Genomic DNA, 26,976 nt, shown 5'->3' with positions numbered 1-26,976 from the left:
GAAGTCTGGCCCAGGCAATATGTGAGACCATGCGCGCCGATAAGCCGAGTGCAATTACGCGTGTTCCTCCGCCGCAAAGTCGTCGTCATGCTTCGTCAATTGCTTGCACGGGCCGGTGGACCGGCGCTCGATAATCCTCGATGCGATATTGACGCGGCGTGCGGGCGTGCCCGGCTGGCGCGGGTGTTCGATGCGCTCGACCAGAAGTCGCAGGCCGACGGCACCGCATTCCTGGCCTTCCATCCGCACTGTCGTCAGTTGTGGTGATATCTGTGTTGCAGGCGAAAAATCGCCGAAGCCGACGACAGAAACATCATCGGGAATACGATAGCCCTGCCCCAAAAGTTCGGACATGACAGTCAGAGCGAGACCGTCATGGGCGCAGAAGAACGCCGTTGGTTGAATACCCTTCTCCTTGAGCGCGCGATAGGCGCCGGCAAAGCCGCCCTGCTCGTCGAACTCCATGGCATGCAATACGACATCGGGGTAACGTTCGGCAATCTCGCGCGCTCCATAGAAACGCTCGCGGCGACCGCGATAGCCGGGTGTACCGTAGACATAGGCGATCGATCGGTGCCCGAGGCCAAACAGGTACTGCATCACTGCCTGGCCCGCCTCATGGTCGGTGCCGGAAACGTGGTCGGCGTCTTCAAGGGGATCGATCCAGCCGAAACGGACGATCGGAATGCCGGTCGCCGTCGCGGCTGCAATCGCTTCAGGGGCATGCGGTCCAACGAGCAGCAGACCGGCACAGGTGTGTGCCAGATCCTCAAGCTGGCTCGCGTGGTGCGTCCAGCGCATCCGCAAACCCATGCCCAACCGATGGGCCTCGGATTGAACCCCGTTCTGGATCTGCATGTAGAGTTCGCTGTTGACGGGATCGTGATCATGGAAAACGATGGCGACCTCGCTCGCCGCAACCTTATTCAGCGGCTTGATATATCCCAGCCGCTGCGCCGTTTCGCGGATGCGCTCGCGGGTCTCATCGCTGACACCGCTCTTGCCGGACAATGATCGCGATACCGCGTATTTAGAGAGGCCGACTTCCCGTGCAATCGTCTGTAAGGTGACGCGTCCGCGCTTTCCCATTCCCGTATCCTTCTGCAGCCGCAGCCTCGCTACACGGCCGCGCAGTAAAACACAAATTTTCCAAACGCGGAACATAACACTTTACCTAACGATATTGTAATGCAAACCTCACGTTATCCAAGCCCGGGAGAAGGAAAAGCAGGGGCAAGGATTTTGTGGAGGAGATACCGATGATCAAGCTGAAACGTCGTACGTTTCTGGCCGGAAGTTCGGCCGCTCTGATTTTGCCGGCTTTGCCGGTCGCCGCCGCCACCTACAAGGAAGCGGACATTCTGAAGGACAAGGTTTCAAGCGGCGCCCTGCCGTCCGTTGGGGATCGGCTTCCTGAGACCCCCCTTGTTGTCAAACCGTTCGAGAGCATCGGGAAATATGGCGGTGACTGGAGAATGGCCCTGGTGGGAGGCGGTTCGCTCTCTATGCTGTTCCGCTATCAGGCTTATGAACCTCTGCTGCGCTATACACCCGACTGGTCGGGGGTGACCTTGAATGTCGCGGAAGCCTTCGAGGCAAATGCGGACGCCACGGTCTACACGATCCGGCTGCGCAAGGGCATGAGATGGTCCGATGGACACCCTTACACGACGGCGGACGTCAAGTTCTGGTACGATACCGTGCTCACCGACAAGCGTGTCGCGGTCACCAGTCAGGGCCATTGGAAGACTGCCGGCAAGCCGGCGAAGCTGGAAGTGGTCGATGAACAGACCTTCAAGGTGATCTTCGAGGCACCTAACGGTATGTTCCCGCTGCAGGTCGCCTGGGCCAACAACGATCACACGACACGCTGCCCCAAGCATTATCTCGAACAGTTCCATATCGACTACAATCCGAAGGCCGACGAACTCGCCAAACAGCACGGCTTCGAAAGCTGGATTGCCGCCTTTCAATCGGTTTCCGGGTTCCAGAACGACAATGCCTTTTTCCTGAACTCCTCGAAGAAGCCGTGCCTCAACGCCTGGATGTTCACGATCGCACCCGGCGAGAACACCGAAAGGGCGGTTGCCGAGCGCAATCCCTATTACTGGAAAGTGGATACCGAGGGTAACCAGCTGCCCTATATGGATCGCATCGTCTACCAGATGGTCGCCGATCCGCAGGTGCTGCTCTTGAAGGCCATGCAGGGCGAAATTGACTACATGGACCAGTATATCGCAACACCGAACAACAAGTCGGTGCTCTACGATGCGCGCCAGCAGGGCGACTATGATTTCTGCACGCTGACCTCGACGGAGGCCAACGTCATGAACTTCATCTTCAACCTCAATCATAACGACGAGACAAAGCGGACGCTTTTCCGGAACAGGAATTTCCGGGCAGCTCTCTCGATGGCTCTCGATCGTCAGGCGCTGATCGACGCCGTGCTGGTTGGCCAGGGAGCTCCTGCTCAACCCTCCATCAAGGAGAACGACCCGCTGTATAGCGAGCAGCTTGCCAAGCAGTTCACGGAGTATGATGTCGAGAAGGCGAACGCCATGCTGGACGAGATCATTCCGAAGCGCGACGACCAGAACTTCCGCCTCGACGAGAAAGGCCGGCGCCTGACGATCATCTTTGAGATTGACCAGGCGCGCGCGATCTTCCTCGATCTCTTCCAACTGGTGATCCCGATGTTCCAGGCGGTCGGCATCGATGCGCAGATGCGGACCATGGATCGTTCACTTTGGGAGACGCGCGTCCGTCAGGGTCGCGATTTCGACGCGACCGCACATCAGTTCGGCGCCAATGGTGGCATCGCAGCCATGCTCGACCCACGCTACTATGTGCCAACGGACTCCAACGCCATGTATGCCCCCGCCTGGCAGCTCTGGTATCTCGACCGCAACAATGCCAGTGCGGAGGAACCGCCGCCGGAGACGAAGAGGCAGCTGGAGCTTTACGACAAGCTGAAGGCGACATCCGATCCTGCAGGTCAGCAGGCGATCATGAAACAGATTCTGCAGGGTGCTGCGGACAACTTTTATGTCTTCGGCATTTCGCAGCCGCCGGACGGCTACGGCATCGTCAAGAACAACATGAAAAACATTACCCGAACCATGCCGAGTTCTTTCGGTTGGCCGACGCCCGCTCCCACCATGCCGGAGCAATTCTACAAGGTCTGATGGCCTTCGACGGAATGACGCGTTTCGGGCGCCGGCCGAGCTGGTCGGCGCCGCGATACCTCTTTGCCGATGATTGGATGAAGACGATGCTCGACGCCAGGAAACAGAACACAGACACGCTGAGGACACCGGATTGGTACAAGACTGCGACACGCTGGACCCAGCTCACTTTCGTCGAGGATGATCCGGAAAAATACGACCCCGCCTTCTGGATCGATGTCTTCAAGCGAACGAAATCCAATGCCGTCTGCCTCAGCGCCGGTGGTTACGTCGCCTACTACCCGAGCAGGGTTCCTTATCACTACGTCAGCAAATATCTGGGAGACAAGGATATCTTCGGCGCTCTCGTCGATGCGGCACGCAAGCTCGACATGCATGTGATGGCCCGTGTCGATCCGCACGCCATCCACGACGATGCCGCCAAAGCCCATCCGGAATGGGTCATGGTCAATGCCGACGGCACGCCCCGCCGACACTGGGCCTATCCGGATGTCTGGGTCACCAACGCCTACGGCGACTACAACACGGTCTTCATGCCCGAGGTAGTGAAGGAGATCGTCCGCGAGTACGATATCGACGCGATCTTCGCCAACCGCTGGCAGGGCCACGGCGTCGATTACAGCGAAGACAGCGCACGCTGCTTCAAGAACATATCCGGCTACGATCTGCCGCGGAAGGCGGATGCGGACGATCCGGCCTGGCAGGCCTGGCTGCAATGGCGTCGCCAGGTCCTGACGGGCGTCATCGCGCAATGGGATGACGCGATCAAGGCGATCCGGCCACATGCGAGCTTCATTCCCAACATGAGCGGGGCGTCGCTGATGGAGTTCGACCTTTCCGTCATCACGAAACATTGCCCCTTCCTCGTCGTCGATCACCAGGGTCGCAAGGGGCTGGAAGTAGGCTGGTCGGCAGGCCGTAATGGCAAGCGCATCCGGGCGACCTTTCCGGATCGCCCGGTCATGCTCATCACCTCGATCGGTCCAGAAGAGGAATATCGCTGGAAGGATGCCGTGACGTCGCCGGAAGAAATCCAGCTCTGGATCAACAACGGCACGACCCACGGGCTTTATGCCTGGTTCACGAAATTCAACGGCGTAGTGCCTGACAGGCGCTGGGTGGAACCGGTCGCCGATGCCTTCAACCTGCAGGCTGCGGTCGAACCGGTGCTGGAAAGCATGAAGCCGACCGCGGAAATTGCCGTGATCGATCCCTCGACGACGCTGCGGCACTGGGCGCCGGAAGAGCGGCACGGCGCAGAAAAACATGATCTCGGCTTCTACCATGCGCTGGTCGAAGCCCGCCTGCCCTTCGAGCTTCTCTCCGATCAGGTTCTGACCAAGGACAACCTCGATCGTTTCAGAGTAATCATCCTCGCCAATGCCTCCTGCCTGTCGGACGCGCAGAACGCGGCGATCCGTGCCTATGTGGAGCGTGGCGGCAGCATAATCGCCGCCTATGAAACCTCGCTGCGCGACGAGAACGGCAAGATGCGGCCGGAATTCGGCCTTGCGGATGTCTTCGGCGTCAAATTCGTCTCCGGCCCCCGCGGCATTGTCAAGAACACCTATCTTGCGCTTTCGGGAGACCATCCGATCGGCGAAGGGTATGAAGGAGCGAGCCGCATCATGGGCGGCACGCGGCTCATCCATGTCCAGCCGGTCACCAGCACCGCGACGCCCTTTCTCTACATCCCCGACTTCCCGGACCTGCCTATGGAGGAAGTCTATCCACGCAAGGCACCGGAAGGAACCGCCGTCATCGCCCGCGAAACCGGCAGGGGCGGTCGGGCGGTCTATATTCCCTGGAATATCGGCGAGATCTTCTGGGAGGTGTTCGCGGTCGACCACGCGCGACTTATCGCCAATGCCGTGCGCTGGGCGCTCGGCAAGATGCCGCGCGTCATGGTCGAAGGGCCTGGAGTCATCGATATGGCGCTGCGCGAAAACGACAAAGGCATCGCACTCAGCCTTTTCAATCTCACCAACCCGATGATGATGAAAGGGCCGATCCGCGAAAATTACCCTCTGGCAGGCCAGACAGTTTCCGTGGAAATTCCCATGGGCAAATCGGTAGCGAAGGCTTGGCTCGTTATCGCCGACCGCGCAGCGGATTTCGGCGTCACGGATGGCCGCGCGATTGTGGAAGTGCCTGGCATCGAGCGGCTGGAGGTGCTGCATCTCACCTGGACTTGAGATGCTCGACTGAAACGGAAGGCGCTGCCGGCCTGGAGGGGTCGGTGGTGGGTGGAGATCCGAAGGAAGCGCCGGTCCCGCGCTCTCAACGGGAGGAGAAACATTCCGATGCTTGGCTATATCTTCAAGCGCGTGCTTTACATGATCCCGACCCTGTTCGGCATGTCGCTGATTTCGTTCCTGATCATCCAGTTGCCGCCGGGCGACTATCTGACCTCGATGATTGCCACGATGAGTGACAGCGGCCAGGCGGTCGATCCGGCCGAGATCGAGCGGCTGAAGGAAATCTACGGTTTCGATGATCCGTTCTACATCCAGTATCTGAAATGGATATGGGGCATTCTAAGCCGCGGCGATTTCGGCCGATCCTTCGAATGGAATCAACCGGTTGCTGACCTCATCTGGGCTCGCATGGGATCGACTCTGGTGATCTCGCTGCTGAGTCTTCTTTTCGTGTGGGTCGTCGCACTTCCGATCGGCATCTATTCAGCCGTGCGGCGCCATACCGTTGGCGATCACATCTTTACCTTCTTCGGCTTCATCGGCCTTGCGGTTCCGAATTTCATCCTGGCGCTGATCCTGATGTATGTCGCCTACAAATATCTCGGCCAGAGCGTCGGCGGCCTCAACTCCCCAGAATTTGCCGAGGCGCCATGGAGCCTTGCCAAGGTCGGCGATTTCCTGGCGCACTTATGGATCCCGATCATCATCATCGGCGCCTCCGGAACTGCCGCACTGATCCGCATCCTGCGTGCCAACCTGACCGATGAACTGCACAAGCCCTATGTCATCACCGCCCGCGCCAAGGGCCTGCCGGAATACAAAGTCATCCTCAAATATCCAGTGCGCATCGCGCTCAATCCTTTCGTTTCGGCGATCGGCTGGGTCCTGCCGCATCTCGTTTCCGGTGTGACGATCACGGCGATCGTGCTCAATCTTCCAACGGCCGGGCCGCTTCTTTTCCGCGCGCTGGTTTCCCAGGACATGTATCTCGCCGGCAGCTTCATCCTGCTTTTGAGCGCCCTCACCCTTGTCGGAATGCTGCTTTCGGATCTGCTGCTTGCGCTGCTCGATCCGCGCATCCGGTTCAACTGAGGAGGCCGGCATGGGTGCACGCGATACTCTCGGAAAACACATCGATCCGGCACTGATGGTCGTCGATGGACCATCGATCAGCCCGCTCAAGCAGGGCAAATCAGTCTCGATAGCGACAATCGGACCTTGGCGGCTGATCGCCGGCAAACTGATCCGCCAGAAGGTGGCAATGGCGGCGGGCGCTGTCATCCTTTTCCTCTATCTGGTCGGTCTGTTCGCCGAGTTCTTGGCCCCTGCCCTGCCCTCGACGTCAAAGCCGCAATATACCTATGCGCCGCCGCAAGGGATCAGTCTCTTCGTGACGCAGCCGGACGGCAGCACAGAGTTCAATCCGCATGTGAAGGGTTATAAGATCGAAATCGAAAAGGTAGCGCTGAGACGCACATTCGTCGTTGATGACAGCAAGGTCGTGCCGATCGGCTTTTTCGTCAAAGGCCCGGCCTATGAACTGTGGGGACTGATCCCCATGGATCGTCATCTGATCGGCCCGCTTAACCCCAATGATCCTATGTACCTGCTCGGTACGGATCGTCTCGGGCGCGACGTCTTCTCGCGACTGATCTACGGAACGCGTGTCTCAATGTCGATCGGCCTCGTGGGCGTCGCCGTATCCCTGGTTCTGGGCGTGGTCTTCGGCTCCATCTCCGGTTTCTATGGCGGCTGGGTCGATACGGTCATCCAGCGGATCATCGAAGTGATCAGCGCCATGCCGACCATCCCGCTCTGGCTGGGGCTGGCGGCGGCCATCCCGCTTACCTGGTCGCCGGTCAGCGTCTATTTCGTCATCACCATCATCGTCTCGCTGCTCGGATGGACCAGTCTGGCGCGCGAGGTGCGCGGGCGTTTCCTGGCGCTTAGAAGTGAGGATTTCGTCACCGCCGCAAGGCTCGACGGTTCGAGCGAGGCGCGGCTGATCTTCCGGCATATTCTGCCGTCGCTGACGAGCCATATCCTCGCCGTGGTGACGCTCGCCGTGCCCACCATGATCGTCGCGGAGACCTCCCTCTCCTTCCTCGGCATCGGGTTGAAGCCGCCGGTCGTCAGCTGGGGCGTGCTGCTGCAGGACGCCCAGAATATCCGCACGGTCGCGACCGCGCCCTGGCTGCTGATCTGGCCATCGCTCGCGGTTATCGTGGCCGTCCTTTCCTTCAACTTCTTTGGCGACGGCCTGCGCGATGCGGCCGATCCCTATGACAATTGAGGAGGAAGCGATGAACGATCTTCCCGATGACGTCGTCCTCTCGGTAGAGAACCTCTCGGTCGATTTCCGCTTGCGCACCCATATTCTGCATGCGGTGGAAAAGGTGAGCTTTCAGCTGAAACGCGGCCAGACGCTCTGCCTCGTCGGAGAAAGCGGTTCCGGCAAGAGCGTTACGGCCCGTTCGCTGCTGCAGATCATCGACCGCCCTGGCCGGATCGTCGGTGGACGTATCCTGCTCAAAAACGGCGACGCAATCACCGACATTGCCACGCTTTCTCCCGACAGCAACGCCATGCGCGCGATCCGCGGTCGGCGCATCGGTCTTATCTTTCAAGAGCCCATGAGTTCGCTTTCGCCGGTCCACACGATCGGCTCGCAGATCGTCGAAGCGATCCGCCTGCATACCAACCTCGACAAGAAGGCGGCGCGCGAGCGGATGATCGATCTGTTGCGCCAGGTCGAAATCCCCAATCCGGACAAGATGGCCGATCGCTATACGTTCGAGTTTTCCGGCGGCATGCGCCAGCGCGCGATGATCGCCATGGCGCTTGCCGGCGATCCGGACATCCTGATTGCCGATGAGCCGACGACTGCGCTCGACGTCACCACGCAGGCCGAAATTCTCGATCTCATCAAGCGCCTGCAGGTGGGGCGCGGTATGGCCATGCTGCTCATCACTCACGATATGGGCCTGGTGGCCGAAGTGGCGGATGAAGTCGCCGTCATGCGTTTCGGCCGCATCGTCGAACATGGAACCGTCGATGCGATCTATCATGCGGCCGGCCATCCCTATACCCGCCAACTGCTTGCTTCGACCGTGAAGCTCACTCGTCAGGCGAATGTCGGCAAACCGGCGGTGATGCTGTCGGCCGAAGCGCCGTCGCCTGTTCTGTCTGTCCGCAATCTCGGCAAGACTTTCGGCTATGCGGGCAACAATACGCTCAGGGCGGTCGACGACGCCAATTTCGACCTCTATCCGGGTGAGAACCTCGGCATCGTCGGGGAGAGCGGTTCCGGCAAGACCACACTCGGCAGGCTGATCCTGCGCATTGTCGAGCCAACGGCCGGGACCGTTTTCTACCGCAACAAGAACGGCAGCGAAATCGAGGTCACCAGGCTTGGCAAGAAGGGACTTCGGGACTTTCATCGCGAAGTCCGCCTTGTCTTCCAGGACCCGTTCGCTTCCCTCAATCCGCGCATGACGGTCAAGGAGGTGATCGGCGACCCGCTGATCGTCAACGGTCTTGCCAAGGGCAAGGAACTGGAGGACCGCGTTGCCGAGCTGATGCGCCTCGTTGGACTCGACCCGATGGGCATGGAGCGTTATCCGCACGCCTTTTCCGGCGGCCAGCGGCAGCGCATCGGCATCGCTCGGGCGCTCGCGCTCGAACCGCGCATCATCATCGCCGATGAGGCGACCTCGGCGCTCGACGTCTCCATCCGCAGCCAGATCCTTGACCTTCTGCTCGATATCCGCAGGCGGCTGAACCTCAGCTTCATCTTCATCTCGCACGACATTTCCGTGGTGCGCTATTTCTGCGACCGCGTGGCCGTCATGCACCGCGGCAGGATCGTCGAGCTTGGCGAGGCCAAGCAGATCTGCACCGCGCCGCGGGAGGCTTACACAAAAAGCCTCATCTCTGCGGTTCCTAACCCCGATCCTCGCGACAAGCGCATGATGCACCGGCAGCGTTTCGTCGCGCCCATCAATTCATAAGGATGTTCCAGTGCCGAAATTCTCAGCCAATCTCTCCTTCCTCTATCAGGACCTGCCCTTTCTCGACCGTTTTGCAGCCGCAGCGAAAGACGGTTTCGGAGCACTGGAATATCTCGGCCCCTATGCCGAGCCGAAGGAAAAAGTCGCGAATGCCTTGAAGGCAAGCGGTCTCGAACAGGCGCTTTTCAACGTGCCCTCCGGCGATTGGGCCGGCGGCGAGCGCGGCATCGCCTGCCTGCCTGACCGCGTGCAGGAATTTCGCGATGGAGTGGCGCTGGCGCTCGATTATGCCAAGGCACTCAGTTGCCGGCAGCTTAACGTCATTTCAGGTCTGGTGTCGAAGGACGCCGACCCCGACGTGCTGGAAAACACGCTGGTCGAGAACCTGAAATATGCCGCGCCGCGCTGCGCCGATGCCGGCGTCAAGCTCTTGATCGAGCAGATCAACCTACGTGACATTCCCGGCTTCTTCCTGTCGACGACGAAGCATGCCGAGCGCATCCTCGATAAGGTCGGCTCCGACAATCTCTTTATCCAATACGACTTCTACCACATGCAGATCATGCAGGGCGACCTGATCCCCACCTTTACACGGCTGAGGGAGAAGATCGCTCATGTGCAGATTGCCGACAGTCCCGGCCGCAACGAACCCGGCACGGGCGAGATCAACTACGGCTTCATCCTCTCCGAACTCGACCGCCTCGGTTACGACGGCTGGGTCGGCTGCGAATATAAACCGAAGGCTGGTACCAGCGGGGGCCTCGGCTGGATGAGGCCCTATCTAAAATGAGGTTGTCATGAATATCGGATTCATCGGATTGGGCGTCATGGGCCGCCCAATGGCGGAACACCTGATCGATGCGGGTCACACGCTGCATCTCAGCCGCGTGAAGGAAGCTTCCCAGCATCTCGTCACCAAGGGCGGCAGGGCGGCAGCCAGTGCAAAGGCCGTGGCCGAGGCCTCGGATATCATCATCCTGATGCTGCCCGACACGCCGGATGTCGAGGCGGTCCTCTTCGGCGAAAACGGCGTCGCCTCTGGCCTGTCCAAAGGCAAGCTGGTCATCGACATGAGTTCGATTTCGCCGGTGGAGACAAAGCACTTTGCGAGACGCATTGAAGCGCTCGACTGCGATTATCTCGACGCGCCGGTTTCCGGTGGCGAGGTGGGAGCCACGGCCGCGTCGCTGACCATCATGGTCGGCGGCAAGGATACGGCCTTCGAACGGGCCCGGCCGCTGTTCGAGAAAATGGGCAAGAACATCACGCTGGTCGGCGGCGTCGGCGACGGCCAGACGGCCAAGGTCGCCAACCAGATCATCGTCGGCCTGACGATCGAAGCCGTTTCGGAAGCCCTGCTTTTTGCAAAACGCGCCGGCGCCGATCCGGCCAGGGTCCGCGCCGCACTGATGGGCGGCTTTGCGGCCTCCCGCATCCTCGAAGTGCATGGCGAGCGGATGCTCAAGGAGACCTTCGAGCCCGGCTTCCGCATCCGCCTGCACCGCAAGGACATGACACTCGCCGTCGATGCCGCCCGGGCGCTCGACCTTGCCCTGCCCAATACCGCCGCGACCCAGCAGCTCATGAATGCCGCGATCGCCAACGGCGATGGCGAACGCGACCATTCCGCCCTCATCCGCACGCTCGAACTCCTCGCCGGAGGACCGCGCTAAGACCAACGCTTTTTAGGACTGCCGGACGATATCTTCGCTTGCTTTCAGCCGGAGGCCTCTTTCTCCGGCCGGCGAAGCTATGCCCGAACTGAAGAAGGATAGGACAATGCTCAGAAACGATATTCAATTCCCTTATGGCGCCGTTTATTTCCGCAAGTCGAACCCGCCGCGGGAAGATTGGGAACGCGACTACAGCATCGCCGCCGAGGATGGGCTCAATATCTTCCGCCACTGGTTCATGTGGGGCGCGATCGAGGTGGCGCCCGGCGTATACGATTGGGAGGAATACGACCGGCAGCTCGATCTCGCGGCGAAGAACGGCCTTAAGACGGTCATCGCCGAACTCATCCACGCGGTGCCGGACTGGGCGGTTCGCAAATTCTCTCATGCCCTGCAGGTCAACGCCGACGGGACGAAGCTCGGCTCCTGGATGGGTGTCTCGGCCGCGACCGGCGGCTTTTCCAACAATGGTGGCGGTGCTGGGGCGTTGACGCTCAACTGCCCCGAGGTGAAGGAAGCTGCCGGCAACTTCCTGACGGCGCTCGCCACCCGCTACAAGGATCATCCCGCCATCTACGGCTACGACGTTTGGAACGAATGCAACTATTCCGCGGACGTTGATTACTCCAGCTATGCCAAGGCCACCTTCCGCACATGGCTGGAGAAGAAATACGGCTCGCTGAAAGCGCTCGCGAAGGCCTGGCACCGTTACAGCTATGCCGAATGGGACGACATCGAGCCGCCGGTGCATATGGCGCCCTATTCTGAATGCATCGACTGGTTGCAATTTAAGCGCGACAATTTCTACGATCAGATGCAATGGCGCATCGACACGATCCGCGCCGTCGACAGCAAGAACGTTATCGCTGCCCACGGTATTTCCGGCGCGATCCCCAATATGGCGGCGAACGGCTGCGACGACTGGCTCGCCGCCTCCAAGGTCGAAATCTACGGCTTCACCTGGATTCAGGCGCGCAAGGGCACCGAGCCGTGGAAGTCTTGGTACGGCGTCGATATCAACCGCGCCGCTGCCCGCGGAAAAACCTTCTGGCATGCGGAGCGTCAGGGCGGGCCGCTGTGGCTACAGCCGCAGGTGATCGGTCGCGACAAGGAAGACGGACGCGTCGCCGAGCCGGAGGATATCCGCATCTGGAGCATGACCTCGCTCGCCGGGGGTGCGCGTGGCGTGCTCAACCTGCGCTGGCGTCCACTGCTCGATGGTCCGCTCTTCGGCGCCTTCGGCGCCTATGGCATGGACGGCTCACGCACACCGCGTTCCGACATGCAGAGCGCCATGGCGAAATGGGCGAACGATCCGGCACAGGCGTCACTCTGGGAAGCGAAGCCGGTACGCGGCGAAATCGGCATCCTGGTTGTGCGCGAGACGCAGGAATGGGACTATCTGCTCAATTACGACAGGAAGGAAAAGCCCTATCCGGAAGCCATGTGGGGCGCCTATCGGGCCTTCCTCGACAACGGGGTGCAGCCGGACTGGGTGCATATCGACGATATCGATGCCTACGACTTTCTCTATTTCCCCTACCCGATCATGTTTACCGCCGGACAGGCCGACCGGCTGAAGACCTGGGTCGAGAATGGCGGCACATTGATCACCGAAGCCTGCCCCGGTTATTTCGGCGATCGCGGCCATGTCGGTCAGGTGCAGCCAAACATGGGCCTCGATGCTGTCTTCGGTGCCCAGGAGGAAACCGTCGAATTCATGCCCGATATCGGCGATCGCATCCATTTCAAGTTCGGCGAGCTTGCCGTCGATGGCGGCGGTCTCCTGCAGTCCTATCGTCTCAACGGCGGTACGGCCCGGGGCAATTTCACCGACGGCCGCCTCGCGATCGTCGAGAACAATTTCGGCAAGGGGCGCACGCTGCTGATCGGCACCAACCCGTCCGTCGCCTATTACCTCAGCAACGGCAAGGCGAATACGATCTTCTTCGCCGAGCTCCTGAGGTGGAGCGGCCGCGAGCGTCATGTGATGCTCTCCAACAAGACGCTCTTCGCCCGCATTCACAAAGGTGAGAAAGGCAGCTTTCTATGGCTGGTCAATCCGACCCGTACGACACAGGCCACCGACGTGGCGCTGGCGGATCGCCATGGCAGCATCTGCTCCGGCAAGGCCGTTTGGCCGATTGGCCACGAACATGACGGCGGCCAGGTCGAAGTTCCCCCGCGCGATGTGGTCATCCTGCCGCTTGTGGGGGCATGATGCGCCATGTGGCCCGTAATCGAATTGCCTCGACAGGCTGCCTTGAGGGGATGCGAAGTGCGAACTTTCCCATAGGGCGTGGGAATTCTAGATGATCCCCCACGCCCGGAACCTCCCCCTGCCCGTCAGCTCGCGCAGGTTCAGTTCACCAGCGATCTTGAGTGCGCCCTGCGGAGTGACATCAAGCGCCTCTGCAATCATGCCGGCCGAGACCATCGGACGGGAGAGGACGAGCTCGATCAGCTTTGGCAGCTTGGACGATTGGCGACGGCCATCGAGTTTTCTCCGCATCTGCTGCTTTGCAAGCAGCAACCGGTCATGCTCCTTCAGGCCCAGTTCAGCCGCCATGCCGATTCCGTCGAGGATCGCGAGCAGTCGCGTGTTCCGGTCGCGGCTGGCGCGCCGCTCGCGTGAAACGTTTTTAAGGCCCAGGTTAACCGCAACAAGATGCGCGATAGTGATATCCGCCTTGCGGAGCAAGGAGGCCGCCAGCAGTCGGCCCAGCCAGGGCGCATGCTGGAGGACCTGCAACTGGTTCCAGGCATCGAGCAACAGTACAGCTCGCAGCGCCGCTGGCAACCCGTCCGTTTCGATCAGGATAGCGCGCCACTCCTCGAGGCGCTCGTCCTCATCCCAGCCTGGCTCATAGACGAGCGGGGCACGCTCCTGCCGCGGCAACTGTGATGGCCGAAGGGCACCGGAAAGAACGGCCTCGGAGCGAGCAAGAACGGCATCCATCTCCGCCAGTTCCTTCGCCAGCGGATCGTCATCCTCGGTGATCGATTCCCCGAATGCCTCCCCTTCCGCCAATGGAGCAGGCGGGGTCGCAGCGTCGTTGCCCCCTCCCCTGCCCCGGAGACTTCTGAGGCCATCGGGGCTCAGCGCCCAGCCGGGCGGATGGCTGGAAATGCGCCGACGGGTGCGCAGCACGTCCTGCGCGATGGTGAGCTCGTGCGTGGGTGCGCGAATGCCCATGCCGGCATCGTGCAGGACCAGATCCTCAAGGTGAACGAGTTCGCCGTCAATCCATAGCGAGGCGCAGGCGTCCGCAAAGTCGGTGCGGCTGATGCAGCCCTCGCGCAAGTCGGACCGGTTAAGGCGCTCGTCGAGGCGTACCAGGGCGGCGGTCGCCGTCGCTACGGGCGTGACAAGGGTCTGCAGCGGCAATGTCGAAAGATCGTAACGCATTGTTGTTGTTATAGATGATCTTCGTTACGAAAGCGATATGGCAGTTTGGTTTCGTTACCGCTGCATTAACCATAATTCATGCTGATTGTCGGTAGGTGCGGATTAAGGGCTTCTTCCTCGAAACGTGATGCCGGAGCGGAGCTTGATGCGGCAAATAACGAATCGATCGGCAGAGTATTTTCATCGCGATTTTACCCTGCCGATTGCGTGAGGCAAGCGGCGCATCGATTGGGCGGATCGCGACGCCGAGACGCCCCCTCCCCCACCTCGCTCGGAGGCGCCCGGCAAAAGCCGACGAGGCGGTCGAGCTGACGCATTTGGCGGCTGTGCCCTCAGGGGCATTTGCTGTCTGCTGTTGCCACCGGTGCGGCCGCATCAGGACACTGAGACTGAAGACGACACCGGACCTCTGTTGGTTGGATAGTCGGTAGCCGTGTTCCCGCAACCGCGGCAGCCGGCGAAATTGAGCAATGCTTCGTCTTGGCGGATTCCATCGACGGGTAATATCCATTGGTGCTGTTCTGTCCCGCAGTCGATCAACCTCCCTCCGCTTCGGATGGGCCAGATCGGATGCGTGGATTTAGGCGCGGGGACTGTGATCTGGTATCTTACTAAGGCAACTGGATCTCCGTGCGCTCGCTCCGAAGCGATGCAGCAATCGCAACGGGAGACGATCGGTCGGCTGCTGGCAGCCGGGGTAAGCAGAAGCAGAAAGGGGGCGAGAGTGCGGAGTTCGTCATCTGGTGGAGAGGTTACGGCAGCGTCAGTACCTTCGTCCCCATATCGAGTTGACAGCTGTCAACTCGTTTTTCTTCTCGCTCCTTGAGGAGATACGCTGCTGCGTGAGTCCTTGTCGGACAGAGTTGTCGGAGGGCTGCTCTCGTATCTTTTTCTATCGAGATCGCTGCCGATCCTTCATTGATGCGGCGGGAAGATGCCGGCCGGATAGCTGCCTGTCGTCCTCGATCAAGGCCATCATTTCACGAGTTGACAGCTGTCAACTCGCCTTTTCGGTCGCTCTATACCCTCGCCTCATCTTGCTGCGCGCGATTGCCGTTAGCCTGCGCTCGGCCTCTTGCATTGAACAGAAGAGTTCGATGCAAGTTCGGCCTTTGGTGCCGATGCGGCCCCAGTTGCGGGTCAGTGCCGTGCCTTCGAACAAATCAGGCTCGACGGTGAGCACATAGAAGCGAGCCATGTTGCGAACTGGGTCGCGGCGGGTAAGAAGAAGAGGTTCGGTATCCATGGCAGCAGAATCGCAAAGCCAGATTCCATCGTCCAACGAGATGATTGAATCGATCCGGCCCGACCGATTCATCCTGATGATGGATCGCCCCAGACAACCGAAAGGCGCCACGCTCCCGGGAGCGCGGCGCTGGAGTGTTCACCGAAGCCACCGTTCAGTGATCGATGCCAGACCCGCCCACGGCGACGATCGCGAACGGCATTCCTTCCACGGGAATGGTACGACTCTCGGAAAATGTTTCGATATCGATGATCCGCACCAGGCTATGACGCGGATCGGTGATGGCGATTACGTCGCCGGCGACTGCAAGCCGCGGCCGCGGGTCGCGCCAGTGACCATCCTTGCTATAAGGCTCGGTCACCCTGACCGTCCCGACGATCGAACCATTCAGCACGTTGAGCAGATGCAGATCGCCGTCCTCCGTCAGGATATAGGCGTTCTTTGCGCGGGCGGGGTCGAGCGCGAAATCTACCCGTCGGGTCGGCAGCTCGACCAACCGATAGGGTTCCTCCGCGTCCGGATCGATGACGACCAGCTTGTCTTCGCCGAAATTGCCCAGAAAGAACTGCATCGATTTGCCGCCGAGCAGGGTCGTCACTTTGCTCTTCGGAAGAGCGCCTCCATAGGGGAGCATCTCAAGCTTCGGGCCGGCGCTGCCGCCAGGGCGAGCCAACAGGACACCTTCCTCGCAACCGAAAGCCACCAGCCTCGCCGACAGAGCTTCGCCATGCAGGGCGGTGCAGGGGGTAACGTCGCCAACCTGCTTGCTACTCTCATCGAGAACACGCAGGCCCAGCCGCGGAGGCAGTTCGTCCGGCTTCACCTCTGCCTTGGTAGCCGGGACGGAAACCAGCGTGTGCCTGCCCATGGTCACCGCGACGCCATGATGCGGCGCAGTCGCATCGACGGCGCGGATATCCGTCTTTCCCTCCAGCAACGCATCTTCGCCGACGACATCCGCCCGTCCCTCGCGATCGAAAAACAGGATCATTCTGTCATCATGGGGCACTGCATGCACGGGCCGCCGACCTTCGAAGCTCACCGGCAGCATCTCCGGCGCCTTGATATCCACGTCTCGGTGCTCGCCATGGTCGGAAACTGCGATGCCGGTGCTGATCGCCTGCACCATGTCGGCTTCTGTCTGAACCGCGAAAACCGTTCTGCCCGATGCACTTGCGGTCAGGGCTGCGAAACCTTTGAGGTCGAAATTCCCGAGCCCGGTGCCGGTCTCCAGATCGATGGCACGGACAACCGGTGCCGTGTGATCGGCAACGAACAGCCGCCAGACCTCGCGTTCTGCGTTATCCGCGCCCGCAGGGGAGGCGGCGAGCCAGAACACTGCTGTCGAGGCCAGGGCGATTTTCTTCCATCCCTCTCTCGTACGTCTCATCGAAAACTCCTTATGGTATGTAATAACATTACGTTTATAGCGAATGGAGGGAGGGTTGTCTACTCGGGGAGGCGCGAAATCGAGAGAAGGGGAGGGGGCTTAGCGAAGCATGGGTTTGAGCGCTCTGGCCACGGCCCTGAGTGGCTCCAGATAACGCTCGGCCATCTGTTCAGCCGGAACGCTGGCTGCCGGGGCACCGATGTTGAGCGCTGCGACCACCCGGCCACGGTCGTTTTCCAGCGGTACGGCGATGGAGCATAGGCCGAGCTCGAGCTCCTGGTCGATAACGGCGAAACCCTGAGCGCGAACGCGGATAAGCTCCTCCATCAACCGGGCTGGGTCCGTCTTCGTGCGCGGGGTGAAGGCCTTCAGCACGGTCTGCCTCAGAAGCGCCCGTGCCTCCTCTTCCGGCAGGGCCGCAAGCAGCACGCGCCCCATGGAGGCGCAATAGGCGGGTAGGCGGCTGCCAGGCATCAGATTGATCGACATCACCCGCTTCTGTGAAGCACGGGCGATATAGACAACCTCCGTGCCATCCAGCACGCTCGCCGATGCGCTCTGCTGCACTTCCTCGGAAAGCTTGTCCAGAAAGGGCTGGACGATATGGGGTAGGGGTGTCGCGGAAAGATAGGCATGTCCGAGTCGCAGAATCCTCGGTGTCAGCGCGAAGAATTTCCCGTCGTAATCGGCATAGCTGAGCTCGGCGAGCGTAAGCAGGCAGCGTCGTGCTGTGGCCCGGTCGAGGCCGGTTGCCTTGGCGACATCGCTGATCGACAGTTTCGGCGTCGTCTCGCCGAAAGCCTCGATCACCTTCAGTCCCCGCGCAAAACCGCTGACAAAATCAGTTTCCCGCATGATGATTCCTCGATCTCTCTCCGTTTGATAGACGTTTGCCTCCGTCCCTCGTCTGCCTCAATGGCCCTGGCCATCTTGTGCGATATATGAACAAATGTCAAATATCGCACAAATTCCTTGCTGCTGATCCCGCCGCGATCTATGTCTGATCGAGGAGGCGCGGAGGACCGATTTTCCGGGCCTGAAGCGAGGCAAGGAGAAATCCCCATGGACAAGACAATCGGGAGTCTGGCGGAAGCCGTCTCCGAAATCGGCGATGGCGCGACCGTCATGATCGGCGGTTTCGGCGGTTCCGGTGCGCCGATCGAGCTTATTCATGCTCTGATCGACAAGGGTTCGAAGAACCTCACGGTCATCAATAACAATGCCGGCAATGGCCGCATCGGCATTGCAGCGATGATCGACGCGGGCATGGTCAGGAAGATGATCTGCTCGTTTCCGAAATCCTCTGATCCGCGGGCGTTCACGGATAAGTATCTTGCGGGCGAGATCGAGCTCGAACTCGTACCCCAGGGCACGCTCGCCGAGCGCATCCGCGCCGGCGGCGCCGGCATTCCGGCCTTCTACACCCCGACGGCCTATGGCACGGAGCTTGCGGAAGGCAAGGCGATTGCTGAATTCGACGGCCGGCATTATGTGCAGGAACGCTGGCTGAAGGCAGATTTTGCGATCGTCAAGGCGCATCTCGGCGACACCTATGGCAATCTGACCTACAATAAGGCCGGCCGCAACTTCAATCCTCTGATGTGCATGGCCGCCGCCAGGACGATCGTGCAGGTCTCGAAGATCGTGAAGGCCGGAGAGATCGATCCCGAGCACGTGGTCACGCCCGGTATCTTCGTCGATCGCGTTGTCGAAGTCGCGAACCCGAGCCAGGAGGAAGAGCTCATCCGCGCTGGAGTGGCCTACGCCGCCCCAGAATCCCAGGGAGCCCAAGCATGACCGTCAACACCCGTGAAGACATCAAGCTCTCCAACGCGCAGATCGCCTGGCGCGCCGCCCAGGATATCCTCGACGGAGCCTATGTGAACCTCGGCATCGGTTTTCCGGAGATGGTCGCCCGCTACCAGCCGCCGGGCCGGCAAGCAATCTTCCACACCGAAAACGGCATCCTGAACTTCGGCGAAGCGCCGCCGGCCGGTGAGGAGGACTGGGACCTCATCAACGCCGGCAAGAAAGCCGTAACACTGAAGCCTGGCGCTGCCTTCTTCCACCATGCAGACAGCTTCGCCATGGTGCGCGGCGGCCATCTGGACGTCGCGATCCTCGGTGCACTGCAAGTGGCGCAGAATGGAGACCTTGCCAATTGGCGCGTCGGTTCCAAGGGCGTGCCTGCCGTTGGTGGGGCCATGGACCTTGTGCACGGCGCCAAGCAGGTGTCCGTCATCACCGAACACGTCACCAAGAACGGCGATCCGAAACTGGTCGAAAAGTGCACCTTTCCGCTGACCGGCGTCGCCTGCATCACCCGTGTCTATACGAGCCATGCGGTCGTCGATATCAAGGACGGCCATTTCGTGTTGCGCGAAAAGCTCGCCGACATGACGATCGAAGAACTGCAGGCCATGACCGGTGCGAAACTGCATATCGAGGGGTCGGTTGCCGACCTCGTCGTGCCGGAACTTTGAGGAGAGACCCGTGACTGAAGCCTATATCTGCGATTACATCCGCACCCCGATCGGCCGTTTCGGCGGTTCGCTCTCCTCCGTCCGCGCCGATGACCTTGCCGCGATTCCACTTAAGAGCCTGATGGAACGCAACACATCGGTCGATTGGGAAGCCGTCAACGATGTGGTCTACGGCTGCGCCAACCAGGCCGGCGAGGACAACCGGAATGTCGCCCGTATGGCCGTGCTGCTTGCCGGCCTGCCGGTTTCCATCACCGGCACGACCATGAACCGGCTGTGCGGTTCCGGCATGGATGCCGTCATTACTGCCGCACGCGCCATCAAGGCGGGCGAGGCGGAATTGATGATCGCCGGCGGTGTCGAAAGCATGAGTCGGGCGCCATTCGTGATGCCCAAGGCGGAGACCGCGTTTTCGCGCAATGCCGAGATCTATGACACGACGATCGGCTGGCGTTTCATCAACCCGCTAATGAAGAAGCAATATGGCGTCGATTCCATGCCGGAGACCGGCGACAACGTGGCGATCGATTACAAGGTCTCCCGCGAGGACCAGGACGCGTTTGCTGTACGTTCGCAGGCCAAGGCCGCAGCCGCCCAGGCAAACGGCCGGCTAGGGAAGGAAATCACCTCCGTCACCATCCCACAGCGCAAGGGCGACCCTATCATCGTTTCCAGGGATGAGCATCCCCGCGCGACGAGCATCGAAGCGCTCGCCAAGCTCAATGTCATCAACCGGATTGAGGGCGCTACCGTCACCGCCGGCAATGCTTCCGGCGTCAACGATGGCGCAGCCGCCCTGATCATCGCCTCGGAGGCCGCGGCGAAGAAGTATGGCCTGACCCCGATCGCCCGCGTCATGGGTGGTGCGACCGCCGGCGTTCCGCCACGGATCATGGGCATAGGCCCGGCGCCGGCAACGCAGAAGCTCTGCGCGCGTCTCGGTCTTTCGCCGAAGGATTTCGATGTAATCGAGCTTAACGAAGCCTTTGCCTCCCAAGGCATCGCCGTGCTCCGCGAACTCGGGCTTGCCGAGGATGCGGAGCACATAAACCCGAACGGCGGCGCGATCGCGCTCGGCCATCCGCTCGGCATGTCCGGCGCACGCATCTCCGGCACGGCGGCACTCGAACTGTCGCTCCGCAAGGGCCGCTATGCGCTCTCCACCATGTGCATCGGAGTAGGGCAGGGCATCGCCGTCGCGCTCGAACGGGTCTGATCCGATCGCGCTCTTCTGATTTCCTGGTGGCCCGGCAGCAATGTCGGGCCATTGTTTTGTGGTACTATTCGGCATGAAGAAGCGCCATCGTATTGCGCTTGAGCTCATCCATTCGCCGCGGTGAAAGCCGCAGCGATCAACGACCAAAGCCTGAATGAATGGCTGGCCAGACGATTGCCGCTGTCTGACAGATCGTCGCAACCGAGAGTTCGGCCTTTGGTCCGGCATCGACAGATCCCATATCAGGTGAGCCGTAGATGGTGTCGGAGCCGCGGGGTTTTACATGAATAACGAACTACAGGGCCGTGCTGCGCATGCCGCAGAGATCCGCGAACGCGCCGCAGCGGAAATGCAAGCGATCGGTATTGATGAGATCTTCATCGGCAATCTGGTCGACACGTTTTACGGCCGGGTGCTGGCTCATCCGGAATTGGGGCCTGTCTTCGACGCGAGGCTTTCGGGGCGCTGGCCGGAGCATATGCAGAAAATGAAGAGCTTCTGGTCTTCCGTCGCCTTGCGCACGGGCGCTTATGGCGGAAAACCGGTCCAGGCGCATCTCGGCGTCGCCAATCTGACTCCGGAGCTTTTCCCGAAGTGGCTGGAGCTCTTTGCCGCGACGCTTGACGACATCGCCCCAAACGAAGAAGCAAAGGCCTGGTTCATGGCCACGGCGGAGCGCATCGCCAAGAGCCTGACGCTTTCGCTCTTCTACAATCCGGCACTCGACGACCCCGCACTCAAGCGTGCCTGATTGCCGATGCCTGTCGTTTTTAAAGACTGCGGCCGACATCCAGCGCTTCTTGAGCCTCGTCCAGCGACATCTCGAATACCCTTTTGCCGATATCGAAGCTGAAGCCCGCCCGGGCAAAGACGGAAAGCTCCTTTGCCTTGCGCTTTTCATCGAGCTCGCCTTTGCGGAACGGCCCGAAGGCGCGTTTGCGCGCAAGGACGAGAGCTGCATGAAAGTCGTCCACCTCGGCGATGGCAGCCGCGACGGTGCTTCGGGCGACGCCCTTCTGTGACAATTTCTGGGCGATTGCTCGTTTGGACCTGCCGCCGCGCATGCCCGAACGGCTGCTGATCTCGGCATAGGCCGCATCATCCAGCGCCTTGTTGTCATAGGCAAACTTCACAGCGGAGTCCGCCAATGCCCTGGCCTGTGCTTCGCTGATGTTTTCGAATTTCTGCCGAGCCTTTCGCCATATGGCGTCAAAGAGCTGCTTTTCCGTATGCATCCGCCGCTCAAGGCGATAGATCGTCGAATTGCGGGCCCATGACAACATCCGCGGCGTCGGAGTGTCGGGTTGCGGCGTTTCCTCGTCCAGCTCCAGCTTGCCCTCCAGCCCCTTCGCCTGTTTTTTGCGCCTTTGAGCGAAATCTACATGACCCGGCTGTGGTAAAACAGCAGCGGCCATATCAAACGGTGGAAACCGGCACCAGGGGCTCCTGGTGAACGACGATCGGCGCGTGGTACGGCACCCGCGTATAGAGATCGAGGACATCCTGGTTGACCAATCGGACGCAGCCGGAGGAGGTAGCCTTGCCGATCGAGTCCCATTCCGGGGTGCCGTGCAGCCTGTAGAGCGTATCCTGTCCATTCTGGAAGATGTAGAGTGCCCGCGCGCCAAGCGGGTTCTTGATCCCGGGCTCCATGCCGCCGTTCTCGACCGAATATTTTTCGAGATGCGGCTGGCGCGCGATCATCTCGGCCGGCGGCTTCCAGCGCGGCCAGTGCTGCCGCCAATGAATGATGCCTTCGCCCTGCCAGGCAAAGCCGTCACGACCGATGCCGACGCCATAGCGCATCGCGGTCCCTCCGGGCTCGACAACATAGAGGAAACGGCCGGGCGTATCGACGACGACGGTGCCGGGCGTCTCGCCGGTCGGATCGGCCACCCGCTGGCGGAAATATTTCGGATCCATCTTCTGATAGGGAATGGCGGGGATGAGATGATCGCCGTCCTCAAGGGCCGCATATCTCGTCTGCAACTCGGCTTCCGTCGGAGGACCGATCGGACGGCTGACCTTTTCGGGAAGAGGAGCCCGCTGGGCAGATGATGTCGTGGCGGCGCAGCCTGCGAGCGTCGCGGTCATTGAAACCGAGGCGAGAACGAAGGCTCGCCGCGACAGCCGATATTCGCTGAACATGGATCGAAAAACTCTCTGAAATCGGAACTTGAAAGCTAGTAGCCAGGTCCGGCACGGACCGGCAAGGCATGGCCCGATCACATCGCCGTCACCTCGCCGTCATTCGTCAGGAAGTGACGGAAGCGCCACAGTTGCCCTTGCAAAGCGGCAACCGATCGTGGGGCTTCGTAAACTTAACGGTCGCGAGATATAGCAGGTCGCCTGCGCCTCTGCAGGTTCATACCCGAGCAACATTAACCCACAAGCACATCGCGGCCGCGCAATGCTCGACACCAGGGGCCATCTCCCGTTTTTTGGCCATAGGATGAAGCTCGTCGATGATCATCACCCGCGGCGAGCGGCCGCTACCCTTCAATAGCTTGCGCATCAGATACTTGGCTGCTTTGGCGTTGCGACGGGTTTGGGCCAAATTCTCCAAAACTAAGCCGTCCTGATCCACAGCGCGCCAGCGCCAGTGTTTCTTGCCGCGGATCGAAACGAGATCTCGTCGACGTGCCATTTGTCGCCGAGCCGACTGGACGAGCGACTTTGGATCCGCGGCTTGGGGATGACTTCGGCAAGAAAGCGAAGCGGTCATCTAGGAGCGTTTTCTTCCAAGTCCAGAAGATAAGGATAAGCGATTGGTTGCTGGCGCCTCCGGAGGAAATGTCGCTATCGCTTCGAACGGATGCATGGATTATATATGCCAAAGTATCTATATGTTGCTGCTTCGTGAGAAGGGCTTTCGACTGGGACGACCTGAGGTCGACACACTCGAAGGCTCCAGGCATGCGAACATGAAAGAGCTGCGCGTCAAGGTGTTGGAGGCGCAATGGCGGTGCGCCTTTGCCTTGGATCCGGAGCGAAAGGCGGTTGTTCTCTGTGGTGGCGCGAAGAGCGGTGTGAGCCAGAAGCTCTTCTACAAACGGCTGATCGATCTGGCGGACAAACGGTACGACGAGCATTTGAGCGGGTTGGAGAAGAAACATGGATGATCTCGGCAGCTGATACAGACGCTACCTGAGGATGAACGGCGCGCCGTTGCGAGGCGTGCCGACGAGCTCGTCACGGCGCAGAATCTGCGCGAATTGCGGGCGCTTGCTGGAAGGACGCAGGAAGACGTTTCTGCGGCGACCGGGGTCAAGCAGACCAACGTCTCAAGGCTGGAGAGGCGCGCCGACGAAACGTAGGCGCGGCGTGTGTTGGCGGAGGAGGCTGCCTCGACATACGTGCGGGCGCGGTCGGTGAGGTCCTGCAGATGCGCCGGCAAGGGCAGTGCTTGCTTCCGCAATGGGCAGGGGGAGGGGAGGGCCACCTGGGGTGGTGTCGGCCGCGAACTCACCGGGGTGGGGAAGATCGACTGCTGGCGGTTCGGGGGGCGTTTCTTGGCCGTTCATGTCGGCGCCTCCCACGGGTTGATGACCGCCGCGTCCGTGTCTTCGAAATCCCTGACGTTGCGGGTGACGAGGATCAGGTCGTGGACGATCGCAGTGGCGGCGATCAGCCCGTCGATATCGCCGCGCGGTCGGGTCGCGGCGAGACGGCCCCATTCGACGGCGATCTAATCGGTCACCGGCAGGATACGGTCGGCGTGGTCGTGACGCAGCTTGCGCAGCCATTCAGCGAGGTGCGCTGCAGCCTTCGGGTCCGATTTCTGCTTCAGGGCGATGCCGCGCATAATCTCGCCAAGCGTCAATGCGCTCAGGTGAACGCTGAGCGGGTCGACCGAGCGCAGCCAGGCAACCGCCTGCGGCGTGCCGCGCCGCGCCTCCGAGACGATATTGGTGTCGACGAGATACATCAGAAGGCCACGTCGCGGCTCGGCGACTTAGAGCGCGTGTCGACCGCATCGGTGAACTCGTCGTCCCAGGCCGGACCGCCGAGCAGATCGTCGACCAGCGTCGGCCGCCCGGCGCGCAGGGCGTCATAATCGCGGGCGGACAGCACGATGGCGGTGCGTTCGCCGCGCACCGTAATTTCCTGCGGCCCTTCGTGGCGCGCCTTCTGCACCACCTTCGAAAACTGGTTCTTGGCGTCCTGTAGCGGCCACTCCATGCATTTTCTCAAATCTAGCTAGACTGTCTAGTCTTTATACGCAACTTTGCCGGCGGGCGAAAGCACTAAATTCCGCCGAGCCAGTGCGATTTTTCCCGATTCGCCGGACGGTTCTCCATAATGGAAAGAACGTCCGATAAGGCAACATTATCAGTCATTTAGCTGACCCCCTACAGCATTCGCGCGGCCCGCCCGCTTCTACGCGCCGTGTTGTTGTAGTAGCTCGATGCCTGCTGCACGGATCGATGCCGGGACTGCTCCATCGCTTCGGGAAGCGGAATGCCGCGATTGGCCGCTTCGGTGAGATAACCAGAGCGAAGCCCATGCGCCGAAAACTCCCCAGCCTCCAGCCCGGCCATCACAACGCGTTGCTTAACGATATCATTGACCGCCTTCGGATCAAGCGCCCGGCCCGAAACATTGCCCCAGCGATCGATCGCCCGAAACATACTGCCGCTGTCGATTTTCGCGGCCGCCAGCCAGGCGTTCAGGGCCTCGACTGGCCGGCCGGTGAGATAAACGACTTCGTCATGATCGGCGCCCGAGGTTTTGGTGCGACCGAGATGGATGGAAAGCGAGGGCAGGGCGCTTCCGTTCTCACCCGTGACTGGCGCCTCGACGGAAAGCTGCTCTTTGCGCAGGCCGGCCACTTCGCTACGGCGTCGGCCACCGGAGGCGAAAGCGACCATCAAGATCGCCTTATCCCTCACATCACGCAGGCTGTCGGTCCGGCACGTGCCAATCAGCTTAGAGAGGACGTCTGATGTCACGGCCTTGGCACTCTTGCGCCGTTTCGGGCGTGGCGTTGCGCGCACCGCCAGCCGGACGGCTGACTTGAGGGCAGGGGAGGTGAATGAACCCTGCAGCCCACGCCATTTGGTCAGGGTCGACCAGGTGGCGAGCCGCCGGCGGACGGTATCGGGTGCATGGGGGCCGACCGTCCGCAGAAATCCTTGGATCCGGAGCTTATCCTCGACATCTGCTGGCATCCCGTGTTCCGGATCCGTCAGGCGCTTTTCCGGATCCCAAAGGTGGTGAGCGACGAACTTCAGCAGCAGCGCTTCAGGCGCAGGCCAAGAAAGGGAACGTCCGGTCGCGGCGAGCGACCAGGCCTGCAGGTAAGCAAGATCGGAGGTCAGCGCGCGCAGCGTGTTGGCACCCATGCCCTCATTGACGAGATGGCGAAGGGTCTCGATGTCCTGATCGGTCAGCAGTTCCGCCAGCTCATCCCGTCGGTCCATGGGCAGAACGGAGGCAATCGTGTCGAGTGCTGCTATGCGGCCCGAGAGCTCCGTATGGTGATCAATGTTCATGCTCGGAGGGTCCAAACACCGCCACACCTTCTGCGCGGCCGGCTTCTGCCAGTCGACGGTCGAGCGTGGCAAGAGGGAGCTGTTCCAGAAGCGCGAGAGCAAGGTAGGCAGCGTCGTAAGCGCTGAGACGATATTTCCGGGACAAACGGATCACCTCCGTGTCATCGGCCGGACCGGTGAGTTGCAATGGCAATCCGCGAAACCGTGCCAATGCCGAATGGACAAAATCGGCTGAAATCCGGCCGCGCTTTTCCGCGCTCAACAGAATGCTGCGAATCTCGTGGCGCAGCAGATCGGGAGCCACCGCGTCTTCTTCGGCCAAGCGCCCCATCGCCTGTTCGGCAGTCGTGTTTTCTTCGTCCGGTAACAGCCAGGCGCCGGCGATCGAGGCATCGACGACAAACGCCATCAGCGGCGGCCCTCCTGCTTCCAGTCCTGGATTTCCTGGCTGGTGACGGGCTTGGCCTGGGCGCGCAGCGTCCGCACCGCTTCGATCGCCGCCAGCCGCTGCCGGCGTTCGTTGATGGCGACCAGACGGGCGACGGGATCGTTGCCGCGGGCAATGACGATGTCTTCGCCGGCCTCAACCCGCGCCAATAGCTCGGACAGATGCGTTTTGGCCTCGGCGACCTTGACGGTGACGGTCATGGTAATTCCTCTTTAGATAATAG

Annotated in this window: 25 protein-coding genes and 3 pseudogenes; 14 read left to right on the top strand and 14 right to left on the bottom strand. The window is 60.8% G+C overall.

From position 1 onward, the window contains the following. Positions 1–54 precede the first annotated feature (54 nt). Positions 55–1,089, bottom strand: a complete 1,035-nt coding sequence (locus J2046_RS10775) for a LacI family DNA-binding transcriptional regulator (RefSeq protein WP_210051682.1) — start codon at positions 1,087–1,089, stop codon at positions 55–57. A 170-nt stretch (positions 1,090–1,259) separates the two neighbouring features. Here J2046_RS10775 and J2046_RS10770 point away from each other — a divergent pair, with 170 nt between their 5' ends. The 8 genes from J2046_RS10770 to J2046_RS10735 all read left to right on the top strand — a co-directional run bounded on the left by J2046_RS10770 (position 1,260) and on the right by J2046_RS10735 (position 13,287). Next, positions 1,260–3,185 carry an ABC transporter substrate-binding protein gene (locus J2046_RS10770; RefSeq protein ID WP_210051681.1) on the top strand — a complete coding sequence of 642 codons (1,926 nt, stop codon included), beginning with the start codon at positions 1,260–1,262 and terminating at the stop codon, positions 3,183–3,185. An 86-nt stretch (positions 3,186–3,271) separates the two neighbouring features. After that, the gene (locus J2046_RS10765) at positions 3,272–5,380 is read left to right on the top strand and encodes an alpha-amylase family protein (RefSeq protein ID WP_210052147.1); all 2,109 of its coding nucleotides are present in this window, start codon (positions 3,272–3,274) and stop codon (positions 5,378–5,380) included. A gap of 108 nt (positions 5,381–5,488) precedes the next feature. Next, on the top strand, positions 5,489–6,475 hold the full coding sequence (locus J2046_RS10760; RefSeq protein ID WP_210051680.1) for an ABC transporter permease: 987 nt from the start codon (positions 5,489–5,491) through the stop codon (positions 6,473–6,475). A gap of 55 nt (positions 6,476–6,530) precedes the next feature. Beyond that, positions 6,531–7,676, top strand: a complete 1,146-nt coding sequence (locus J2046_RS10755) for an ABC transporter permease (RefSeq protein ID WP_210052145.1) — start codon at positions 6,531–6,533, stop codon at positions 7,674–7,676. A gap of 10 nt (positions 7,677–7,686) precedes the next feature. Beyond that, entirely contained in the window at positions 7,687–9,393 is a 1,707-nt protein-coding gene (locus tag J2046_RS10750) for an ABC transporter ATP-binding protein (RefSeq protein WP_210051679.1), read from the top strand. Between the two features lie 10 nt (positions 9,394–9,403). Continuing rightward, a complete protein-coding gene (otnI, locus tag J2046_RS10745; protein ID WP_210051678.1) occupies positions 9,404–10,183 on the top strand; it encodes a 2-oxo-tetronate isomerase in 780 nt (259 codons plus the stop codon). A gap of 7 nt (positions 10,184–10,190) precedes the next feature. Next, the gene (locus J2046_RS10740) at positions 10,191–11,066 is read left to right on the top strand and encodes a 2-hydroxy-3-oxopropionate reductase (protein WP_210051677.1); all 876 of its coding nucleotides are present in this window, start codon (positions 10,191–10,193) and stop codon (positions 11,064–11,066) included. Positions 11,067–11,172: 106 nt separating this feature from the next. Next, on the top strand, positions 11,173–13,287 hold the full coding sequence (locus J2046_RS10735) for a beta-galactosidase (RefSeq protein ID WP_210051676.1): 2,115 nt from the start codon (positions 11,173–11,175) through the stop codon (positions 13,285–13,287). 87 nt (positions 13,288–13,374) lie between these two features. Here J2046_RS10735 and J2046_RS10730 read toward each other — a convergent pair whose 3' ends face one another. From J2046_RS10730 to J2046_RS10715, 4 genes are all read right to left on the bottom strand, one after another. Further along, on the bottom strand, positions 13,375–14,475 hold the full coding sequence (locus J2046_RS10730; protein ID WP_210051675.1) for an RHE_PE00001 family protein: 1,101 nt from the start codon (positions 14,473–14,475) through the stop codon (positions 13,375–13,377). 997 nt (positions 14,476–15,472) lie between these two features. Continuing rightward, positions 15,473–15,721, bottom strand: a complete 249-nt coding sequence (locus J2046_RS10725) for a WGR domain-containing protein (protein ID WP_210051674.1) — start codon at positions 15,719–15,721, stop codon at positions 15,473–15,475. 154 nt (positions 15,722–15,875) lie between these two features. Beyond that, a complete protein-coding gene (gene aztD / locus J2046_RS10720) occupies positions 15,876–17,111 on the bottom strand; it encodes a zinc metallochaperone AztD (RefSeq protein ID WP_210051673.1) in 1,236 nt (411 codons plus the stop codon). 99 nt (positions 17,112–17,210) lie between these two features. Continuing rightward, a complete protein-coding gene (locus J2046_RS10715; RefSeq protein ID WP_210051672.1) occupies positions 17,211–17,966 on the bottom strand; it encodes an IclR family transcriptional regulator in 756 nt (251 codons plus the stop codon). Between the two features lie 207 nt (positions 17,967–18,173). Here J2046_RS10715 and J2046_RS10710 point away from each other — a divergent pair, with 207 nt between their 5' ends. The 4 genes from J2046_RS10710 (at position 18,174) to J2046_RS10695 (ending at position 21,561) form a co-directional block, all read left to right on the top strand. Then, complete coding sequence (locus tag J2046_RS10710; RefSeq protein ID WP_037145864.1) at positions 18,174–18,908, top strand: 3-oxoacid CoA-transferase subunit A; 735 nt, start codon at positions 18,174–18,176, stop codon at positions 18,906–18,908. Further along, positions 18,905–19,594, top strand: a complete 690-nt coding sequence (locus J2046_RS10705) for a 3-oxoacid CoA-transferase subunit B (RefSeq protein WP_210051671.1) — start codon at positions 18,905–18,907, stop codon at positions 19,592–19,594. Before J2046_RS10710 ends, J2046_RS10705 begins: the two co-directional genes overlap by 4 nt. A gap of 10 nt (positions 19,595–19,604) precedes the next feature. Then, entirely contained in the window at positions 19,605–20,810 is a 1,206-nt protein-coding gene (pcaF, locus tag J2046_RS10700) for a 3-oxoadipyl-CoA thiolase (protein WP_210051670.1), read from the top strand. A 283-nt stretch (positions 20,811–21,093) separates the two neighbouring features. Continuing rightward, positions 21,094–21,561, top strand: a complete 468-nt coding sequence (locus J2046_RS10695; RefSeq protein WP_210051669.1) for a group III truncated hemoglobin — start codon at positions 21,094–21,096, stop codon at positions 21,559–21,561. Positions 21,562–21,580: 19 nt separating this feature from the next. Here J2046_RS10695 and recX read toward each other — a convergent pair whose 3' ends face one another. The 3 genes and pseudogenes from recX to J2046_RS10680 form a co-directional block, all read right to left on the bottom strand. Continuing rightward, the gene (recX, locus tag J2046_RS10690; protein ID WP_210052143.1) at positions 21,581–22,135 is read right to left on the bottom strand and encodes a recombination regulator RecX; all 555 of its coding nucleotides are present in this window, start codon (positions 22,133–22,135) and stop codon (positions 21,581–21,583) included. Positions 22,136–22,226: 91 nt separating this feature from the next. Beyond that, the gene (locus J2046_RS10685) at positions 22,227–22,958 is read right to left on the bottom strand and encodes a L,D-transpeptidase (RefSeq protein ID WP_210051668.1); all 732 of its coding nucleotides are present in this window, start codon (positions 22,956–22,958) and stop codon (positions 22,227–22,229) included. Between the two features lie 262 nt (positions 22,959–23,220). Further along, positions 23,221–23,492, bottom strand: a pseudogene (locus J2046_RS10680) (DDE-type integrase/transposase/recombinase); the annotation flags it as partial. Positions 23,493–23,629: 137 nt separating this feature from the next. Here J2046_RS10680 and J2046_RS10675 point away from each other — a divergent pair. Then, on the top strand, positions 23,630–23,932 hold the full coding sequence (locus J2046_RS10675) for a type II toxin-antitoxin system RelE/ParE family toxin (RefSeq protein ID WP_210052140.1): 303 nt from the start codon (positions 23,630–23,632) through the stop codon (positions 23,930–23,932). Between the two features lie 9 nt (positions 23,933–23,941). Beyond that, positions 23,942–24,127, top strand: a complete 186-nt coding sequence (locus J2046_RS10670; RefSeq protein ID WP_210052139.1) for a helix-turn-helix domain-containing protein — start codon at positions 23,942–23,944, stop codon at positions 24,125–24,127. Here the strand turns inward: J2046_RS10670 and J2046_RS33795 are convergent. From J2046_RS33795 to J2046_RS10645, 6 genes and pseudogenes are all read right to left on the bottom strand, one after another. Continuing rightward, positions 24,118–24,252: pseudogene (locus J2046_RS33795) on the bottom strand (integrase); the annotation flags it as partial. The gene J2046_RS10670 and the pseudogene J2046_RS33795 overlap by 10 nt on opposite strands. A gap of 78 nt (positions 24,253–24,330) precedes the next feature. Further along, positions 24,331–24,738: pseudogene (locus J2046_RS10665) on the bottom strand (PIN domain-containing protein). Beyond that, entirely contained in the window at positions 24,738–24,992 is a 255-nt protein-coding gene (locus J2046_RS10660) for a type II toxin-antitoxin system Phd/YefM family antitoxin (protein WP_210051667.1), read from the bottom strand. Before J2046_RS10660 ends, J2046_RS10665 begins: the two are co-directional and overlap by 1 nt. Before the next feature lie 170 nt (positions 24,993–25,162). Next, positions 25,163–26,305, bottom strand: a complete 1,143-nt coding sequence (locus J2046_RS10655; protein ID WP_210051666.1) for a site-specific integrase — start codon at positions 26,303–26,305, stop codon at positions 25,163–25,165. Beyond that, complete coding sequence (locus J2046_RS10650) at positions 26,295–26,714, bottom strand: type II toxin-antitoxin system VapC family toxin (RefSeq protein WP_210051665.1); 420 nt, start codon at positions 26,712–26,714, stop codon at positions 26,295–26,297. The genes J2046_RS10655 and J2046_RS10650 overlap by 11 nt, the downstream gene beginning before the upstream one ends. Continuing rightward, positions 26,714–26,953 (bottom strand): type II toxin-antitoxin system Phd/YefM family antitoxin, encoded by a 240-nt coding sequence (locus J2046_RS10645; protein ID WP_210051664.1) that lies wholly within the window; start codon positions 26,951–26,953, stop codon positions 26,714–26,716. The genes J2046_RS10650 and J2046_RS10645 overlap by 1 nt, the downstream gene beginning before the upstream one ends. Positions 26,954–26,976 lie beyond the last annotated feature (23 nt).

It is taken from the genome of Neorhizobium petrolearium, from assembly GCF_017873175.1.
GTDB classification, from domain to species: domain Bacteria; phylum Pseudomonadota; class Alphaproteobacteria; order Rhizobiales; family Rhizobiaceae; genus Neorhizobium; species Neorhizobium petrolearium.
Note: the sequence above shows the minus strand (reverse complement) of the source record. Positions and strands in the feature narration are given on the sequence as shown.